4 protein-coding genes are annotated in these 6,359 nt (G+C 75.3%); 1 reads left to right on the forward strand and 3 read right to left on the reverse strand.

What is annotated here, in order from left to right; all coding sequences use genetic code 11:
- Positions 1 to 670: 670 nt before the first annotated feature.
- The gene (locus ABZ923_RS34040; protein ID WP_361479757.1) at positions 671 to 3,091 is read left to right on the forward strand and encodes an AAA family ATPase; all 2,421 of its coding nucleotides are present in this window, start codon (positions 671 to 673) and stop codon (positions 3,089 to 3,091) included.
- Between the two features lie 16 nt (positions 3,092 to 3,107).
- On the opposite strand, the gene ABZ923_RS34045 is transcribed toward ABZ923_RS34040, so the two are convergent.
- The 3 genes from ABZ923_RS34045 to ABZ923_RS34055 all read right to left on the reverse strand — a co-directional run.
- Entirely contained in the window at positions 3,108 to 4,280 is a 1,173-nt protein-coding gene (locus ABZ923_RS34045; RefSeq protein WP_361479760.1) for an acyl-CoA dehydrogenase family protein, read from the reverse strand.
- Positions 4,277 to 5,017 carry an alpha/beta fold hydrolase gene (locus tag ABZ923_RS34050; RefSeq protein WP_361479763.1) on the reverse strand — a complete coding sequence of 247 codons (741 nt, stop codon included), beginning with the start codon at positions 5,015 to 5,017 and terminating at the stop codon, positions 4,277 to 4,279. The genes ABZ923_RS34045 and ABZ923_RS34050 overlap by 4 nt, the downstream gene beginning before the upstream one ends.
- A partial coding sequence (locus ABZ923_RS34055; RefSeq protein ID WP_361479766.1) for an FkbM family methyltransferase occupies positions 5,014 to 6,359 on the reverse strand: 1,346 nt, incomplete at its 5' end. The genes ABZ923_RS34055 and ABZ923_RS34050, both read right to left, overlap by 4 nt.

Genomic DNA, 6,359 nt, shown 5'->3' on the forward strand with positions numbered 1-6,359 from the left:
AGCCGTCATGCGCATCCGTCAGCCGATTGAAATAGATGAGAATTACAGGCGGTAACCACTCTGTTCTATCAGTTCGAAAACGGACGCACAAGGATGCCGTCGCGCGCATTCCAGCCGGTTTCGAGTGTGCGGGGCAGCATCCCCGACCGCGGCGTGACTCAATCCTGACCGCCTACCACCCGGGCGAGCCAGGTCGAGAACCGGACATGCCAGGGGTGGAATCTCCGCCGGCGCGAGATGCCCTGAATAGCCGTCTGTATTCCATCTTGTCCGTGCCTCTTTCCGCCGCACACGGCCAGAAGGAGCGGTTACCGTCCGGTTGGTATCCCTACACAGTGGCCGGATACGCGGCCTCCGTACGGTGCAATCGCCTCTTCGCCATCCCCCGTACCACCGGAAGTTTTAAATTCTTTTCGACGGCGGACCCGCACCGCGATTTGGCGGGGCCCGTTCGACGTGCGGTTTCGCCGCACTACCGAATCCGGCGGTCGACTCGTTACCCTGGGATCCTGTCGCCGGTAAAAAATCTTGCGCTGACGCGCGTTACCGGCCGCCCGGTATTTCTCGCCACTCGACCGCCGCCGCAGACGGGTCCGGCAATCCGGCTCGTCGCTTCTCGGGCTTCCTCGGGCTTCCCCCTCCCGTGCTCAGATGAAAGAGGTGCGCTTACTTGCCACACCGTGAGGACACTCGGCACACCGACCACGCGACAGGCCCCCGGGGCCCTTCCGACAGCCGGCCGACGACAGCGGCCGGGCGCGCGCACGCCCTGCACGGCAGAACGCGGGAACTCGCCGCGCTCGAACAGGTCCTTGACCGCGACGAACCCGGCGTGCCGCTCATCGAGGTGCGGGGCGACCCCTGGATGGGCAAGTCGGCTCTCCTGGCCGCCCTCGGCGAACGCGCGCGTGAGCGGGGGTGGACGGTGGCTTCCGCGGCGGCCGGATCCGTCCCCGAGGGGCTTCCGTTCGGCGTCTTCGCCGACGCCCTCGACGAGCTGCTGACTGCGGCCGGCGAGCAGAGCGTGTCCTGGCTCTCCCCGCACCACCTGTCCTGGCTGGCCGGCATCTTCCCGGCATTGTCCTGGCACGCCCCGGCCGTCGCGCTCCCCGCCAACCCCTCCGAGCACCACCACGTCCTGCACGCGGTCCGCAGCCTCCTCGGCCACCTCGGCTCCCGGGCCCCCCTGCTGCTGGTCCTCGACGACATGCACCTGGCCGACGAGGCGTCGGTCCTGCTCCTGCAGCACCTGCTGCGGCATCCCGCCCCGCGGGTGGTGCCGGCCCTCGCGCACCGGCCCCGGCAGAACCCCCAGAGCCTGCGCATCCTGTTGGGCGAGGCCGCGGCGGCCGGCCGGTCCACCCGGCTGGAGCTGGCGCCGCTGTCCGACGAGCAGCTCGGCGGCCTCCTGCCCCGGCCCCTGCTGCCCGCCCGGCTGCGCAGCCTGCTCCACGCCTCCCAGGGCCGCCCCGGGCTGCTGCGCGCCCTCGCCCTGAGCGCCCCGTGCGCCGACGACGTGCCGGGCGGCCCCCACTCCCCCGCCGACCCGGCCATGTCCCTGCTGCGCGAGTTCCGCGGACTGTCCTCCCTGGGGCGGACGGTGGCGCACGCGGCGGCCGTGCTCCAGGAACCCTTCGACACCGCACTCCTGGCGGAGGCGGCGCGGGCCGGGGAGGACGAGACCCGGGCGGGGGTGGACGAGCTGGTCCGGCGCGACATCCTGCGGCCCGGCGCCACCAGGGGGACCTTCCGGTTCCGCGATCCGCTGGTGCGCCGCACGGCGCACGACACGGCGGGTGTCGCCTGGCAGCTGGGCGCGCACGCACGCGCGGCCGCGGCGCTGCGCGACCGTGCGGCCTCCCCGGCACGCGTCGCCTGGCACCTGGGCCACAGCGGGCTCACCGCCCGGGACGGCGAGGGCGTCCGCATCCTCCAGGAAGCGGCGCGCTCCGTGCTGTGGCAGCGCCCCGACCGCGCGGCCGGCTGGCTCGGGGCGACGCTGGATCCGCGCTCGGACACCGGCGATCCCCGGCAGCGGCTGCGACTCGCCACCGCGCTGGCGCTGAGCGGCGATCCGGCCGGGAGCCTGGCCGTGTTCGACGGCACGCTGGCGAAGGGCTCGGTGACGCATCCGGACGCCGAGCTGTGGCGGGCCCGGGTGCTGCGCCTGCTGGGCCGGCACGGCGAGGCGGCCGACCTGCTGGAGAAGACGGCCGCCAACCTGGCCGCGGACGCCCACGCGTTGCGGGCCCGTACGACGGGGGCCCTGCTGGAGACCTGCCTGGAGGCGGACGAACGCCCGCGCCCGGCCCTGGTCGAGGACGCCGGCGTCGTCGCCGTACCCGACCCCGCCCTGCAGGCCCTGCTGCTCGCGCTGCGGGCGCTGGCGTCCGGTCCCGGCGGCGCCGCGGACGGCGGGCAGGCCGAGCTGGTGCAGCGCGCGGCCCGCCTGGCGGACGGGCTGGGCGACGAGCCGGCGCTGCGCGCGCTGGACACCCTGCACTGGGTAGCGCGAGCCGAGAGCGCGCTGGGCCGGGACACCGCGGCCCTCGGGCGGCTGGAGCGCGCACTCGACCTCGCGCTGCGGCACCGGCTGCGCTACGTCGTCCCCCAACTGGCCGTCGCGGCGGGGCGGATCCTGCTGGCCCGGGGGGACACGGCCGCCGCCGGGCTGTACGCCGACCACGCCCGGCGCGCCGCCGACCGCATGGGCAGCGGCTTCCAGGCCGACGCGGCCGGCCGGCTCCGCGCCCGGATCGACCGGACCGGCCCGCTCGGCACCTCACTCGCCGGCGTGGGGAGGGATGTGGCGGAGGCCGAGCCGGAACCCGGCACGGTCGAGGCGCCCGAGCCGGTGCCGGACGTCCGCCCGGCGGATTCGACGACCGGGCTGAGCCGGCTGAGCGAACGCGAACGGGAGATCTCCGTGCTGGTCAGCAAGGGCCGGACCAACCAGCAGATCGCCCGGGCGCTGGCGCTCAGTCCCAAGACGGTGGAGACCTATCTGGCCCGGGTGTTCAAGAAGCTCACGCTGTGTTCGCGGGCCCAGCTGGCCGCGCTCGTCGGGATGGAGGGGGGCCTGGCCGGCTGAGCGGGACGCCGGCCCCTCAGGACGCCGGGGCCCGCAGCACCGCCCGTCCGATGAGATCACGCATGACCTCGCTAGGCCCGGCGGCGATGGTGGCCGCGCGGGCGTCGCGGTGGATCCGCGCGACCGTCGAGGAGTCCAGGTAGCCGGCCGAGCCGTGCAGTTGGAGGCTGGTCTCGGCCAGCCGGCACGCCAGTTCCGTCGTGTGCAGCTTGGCCATCGAGCACTCGGTGGCCGGCAACTCCCCCTGCTCGTGGAGCCAGGCTGCGTGGTAGACGAGCTGACGGGCCGCCGCGAGGTCGGTCGCGAGGTCGGCGATGCGGTGGGCGGGAGCCTGCAGGTCGGCCAGGTGGCCGCCGAACGCCCGGCGCCCGGTCAGGAACCGCCGGGTGTCCTCCAGGCAGCGGTCCATCCCGCCGAGCGCCGCCGCTGCCGCCACCAGGCGTTCCAGTTGCAGGCCCCGCATCAGCTGGTAGAAGCCGCTGCCCGGCCGCCCGAGCAGGCAGCCGGCCGGGACCCGCACCCCGTCGTAGGTCACCGTGGCCGTCCCGGCGGAGCGCCAGCCGAGCGTGGCCACCGGCTCGGCGGTGATGCCGGGCAGGTGGGCGTCGACCACGAGCAGGGAGAGCCCCGTCGTGCCGCGCGGCCCGGAGGCGGCGGGGGGCGAGGTGCGGACGGCCACGACGTGGAAGTCGGCGGTCGTGCCGTTGCTGACCATGGACTTCACCCCACGGACCAGGTAGTGGTCGCCGTCCGGTTCCGCCGTGGTGACGAGCCCGGACAGGTCCGCGCCCGCGCCGGGCTCGGTGATCGCCAGGGCGGCGACCCGGTCGCCGCCGACCGCGGGGGCGAGGTAGTCGCGGTCCAGGGCGGGGTCGCGGGCCGTCGCCAGGTAGTGCGTGGCCATGTAGGCGTGCACGGACACCGCGGCGCGGCAGCCGCCCAAGCCGGTGCGGCCGAGTTCCTCCAGGAACACCACGGACGTGAACAGGTCCTGCTCCGTGCCGCCCACCCGCCGGGGATGCAGCAGGCCCAGCAGGCCCTCGTCGCCGAGGACCTTCCACGCCGTACGGGGCAGTGCACCCTCCCGCTCCCAGGACTCGCCGGCCGGCCCGACGAGCGCGTCCAGCACCGCGCGCACCCGGGCGCGGAACTCCTCGTGCCGTTCGGTCAGGTAGACGGATCGTGTCATCCGGCGGCTCCGAGTTCGCGGTTGAGCAGGTCCACCACACCGGCGGACGGATCGGAAAGGAAGAAGTGGCCCCCGGACACCTCGTGGCCCCGGAACCCGCCGGACGCCAGGTGCCGCCACGCCCGTACGGCGCTGCGCGGGGCGACCGGGTCGGCGTCGCCCCACAGCACGGTGACGGGGACGGGGACGGGCCGCGGCGGGTGCGCCGGCCAGGTCTCGGCCAGCCGCACATCGGCGCGCAGGGCGGGTGCGAACAGCCGGAACAGGCCGGGGCTGGCGAGGACTTCCGCCGGTGCGCCGCCCAGGTCCCGCAGCCGGGCGGTGAATTCCGGCTCCGGCAGGTGGTGGATGGCCGGCAGCGGGCGGGCGACGCCCGGGGCGCGGCAGGCGGAGATGACGACGCGCTCCGGTGGGCGGCTGAGCGCGGCGGTCGCCGCCTCGTACGCGAGCATGCCGCCCATGCTGTGCCCGAAGAGGACGTACGGCGAGGGCACGTGCCGCATCAGGGCGCGGCCGAACGCGCCGACCAGCGCGTCCCAGTCGGACAGCGGCCGTTCGCCCAGCCGGCTCTCCCGGCCGGGCAGCCGGACCCACACCGGCTCCACGTCCGGGGACAGCCCCTCGGTCCAGTCCCGGAAGACGGCCGCGCCGCCGCCCGCGTACGGCAGGCCCACCAGCCGGATCCGGGCGGCTGGCCGGGCCAGCGGCCGGTGGAACCACCGGCTGGTGGAGGTCACCGGGGCCGGGCCGGACCGGAGGGCGGCTCGCCGGAGGCCTGGACCGCGGCGGCCAGCGCGCCGAAGGTGCTCGCGGTGAAGATCAGGTCCGGTTCCAGCGCGTCCTCGCCGAGCTGCTCCTCCAGCCGGGTCAGCAGGCGCATGGCGGTCAGCGAGTCGCCCCCGAGGTCGAAGAAGTCCGCGTCCGGGCGGACCGCCTCGGCGCCGAAGATGCCCGCCCAGACCCGGGCGAAGACCTCGACACGGGCCGAGTGCGGGACGGTGGCCGGGGACGCCTCCGCCGCATGGTCCCTGGCCGCGCCGAGGTCGGTGGTGAGCTCGAACCGGCCCGGTGCCGGGCTGCCGGGCAGCCTGCGGGCCAGCAGGTCGCGCAGTTCGGCCTCCAGGCGCCACAGCACCGGTCCGGGGTCCGGGCGGTGCGCCGTCCCGGGTGGGCGGGGGCCGGGGTGCGCGGGTGCGCCGGGGCGGCGGGCGTAGACGTTGACGCAGGCGGTGTCGGCCAGCCGCGGGTCCTGCTCGTGGACGACGGTGAAGCCGCGGCTCTCCAGGGTCTTGGTGACGGAGGCCAGGCGTCCCTCGACGTCGTGCACCTCCATCACGATCTGCCGGATGCCGGCCCACAGTTCGGGGGTGATGCCCCGCAGCACGTCCTCCTCGGCCTTCTCCACGTCGATCTTGAGCAGGTCGATCCGGGTCAGCGCGTGGTCGGCGGCGATCCGGGCGAGCGTGGTGACGGCGACCCGCCGGTGCTCGGTGGCCAGCAGGTCGGCGGCGAGCCGGTCGGCCACGAGCCGGTCCTGCGGGTCCACGCCCTCGCTGTCGGCGCCGGTGAGCAGGTAGCCGCGCAGGGTGCGCCGGTCGTCGTCGGCGTCGGCGAACGCGCCGGACATCACGCTGTTGTGCGGGTAGAAGGTGAAGTCCGTCTCCCCCTCGGCGGCGCCGACGGCCCGGGCGACGACCGTGACGTCGGCCGCGTGCAGTTCGGCGTTGACGGCCACCGCGGCGGCGAGTTCGGCGAGTGGTTCGCAGGCGATGATCCGCGCTCCGGGGCTGCGGCGGGCCGCGCAGAGGGTGAACATGCCGATGTTGGCGCCGACGTCCACGACGACGGCGCCGGCGGGCAGGTCGACGCCGTGCCGGAAGTACACGTCGTCCACGAAGATCTCGCGGTGGAGGAAGTCGCTCTCGCTGCGGTTCACCCCGGCCACCCGGAGGTCGGCGGCGGGCTCGTGCCAGCCGAACGGCCCGAGGCGGCCGGCCGCCGCCAGGGCCGCCGAGCGGTGCTGGGGGGGGGGGCGCGGCCGCTCCGGGTGCGGGCGGGGGGGCGGGGGGGCGGCGGCGG

Source organism: Streptomyces sp. NPDC046881, from assembly GCF_040645015.1.
Taxonomy (GTDB): Bacteria; Actinomycetota; Actinomycetes; order Streptomycetales; family Streptomycetaceae; genus Streptomyces.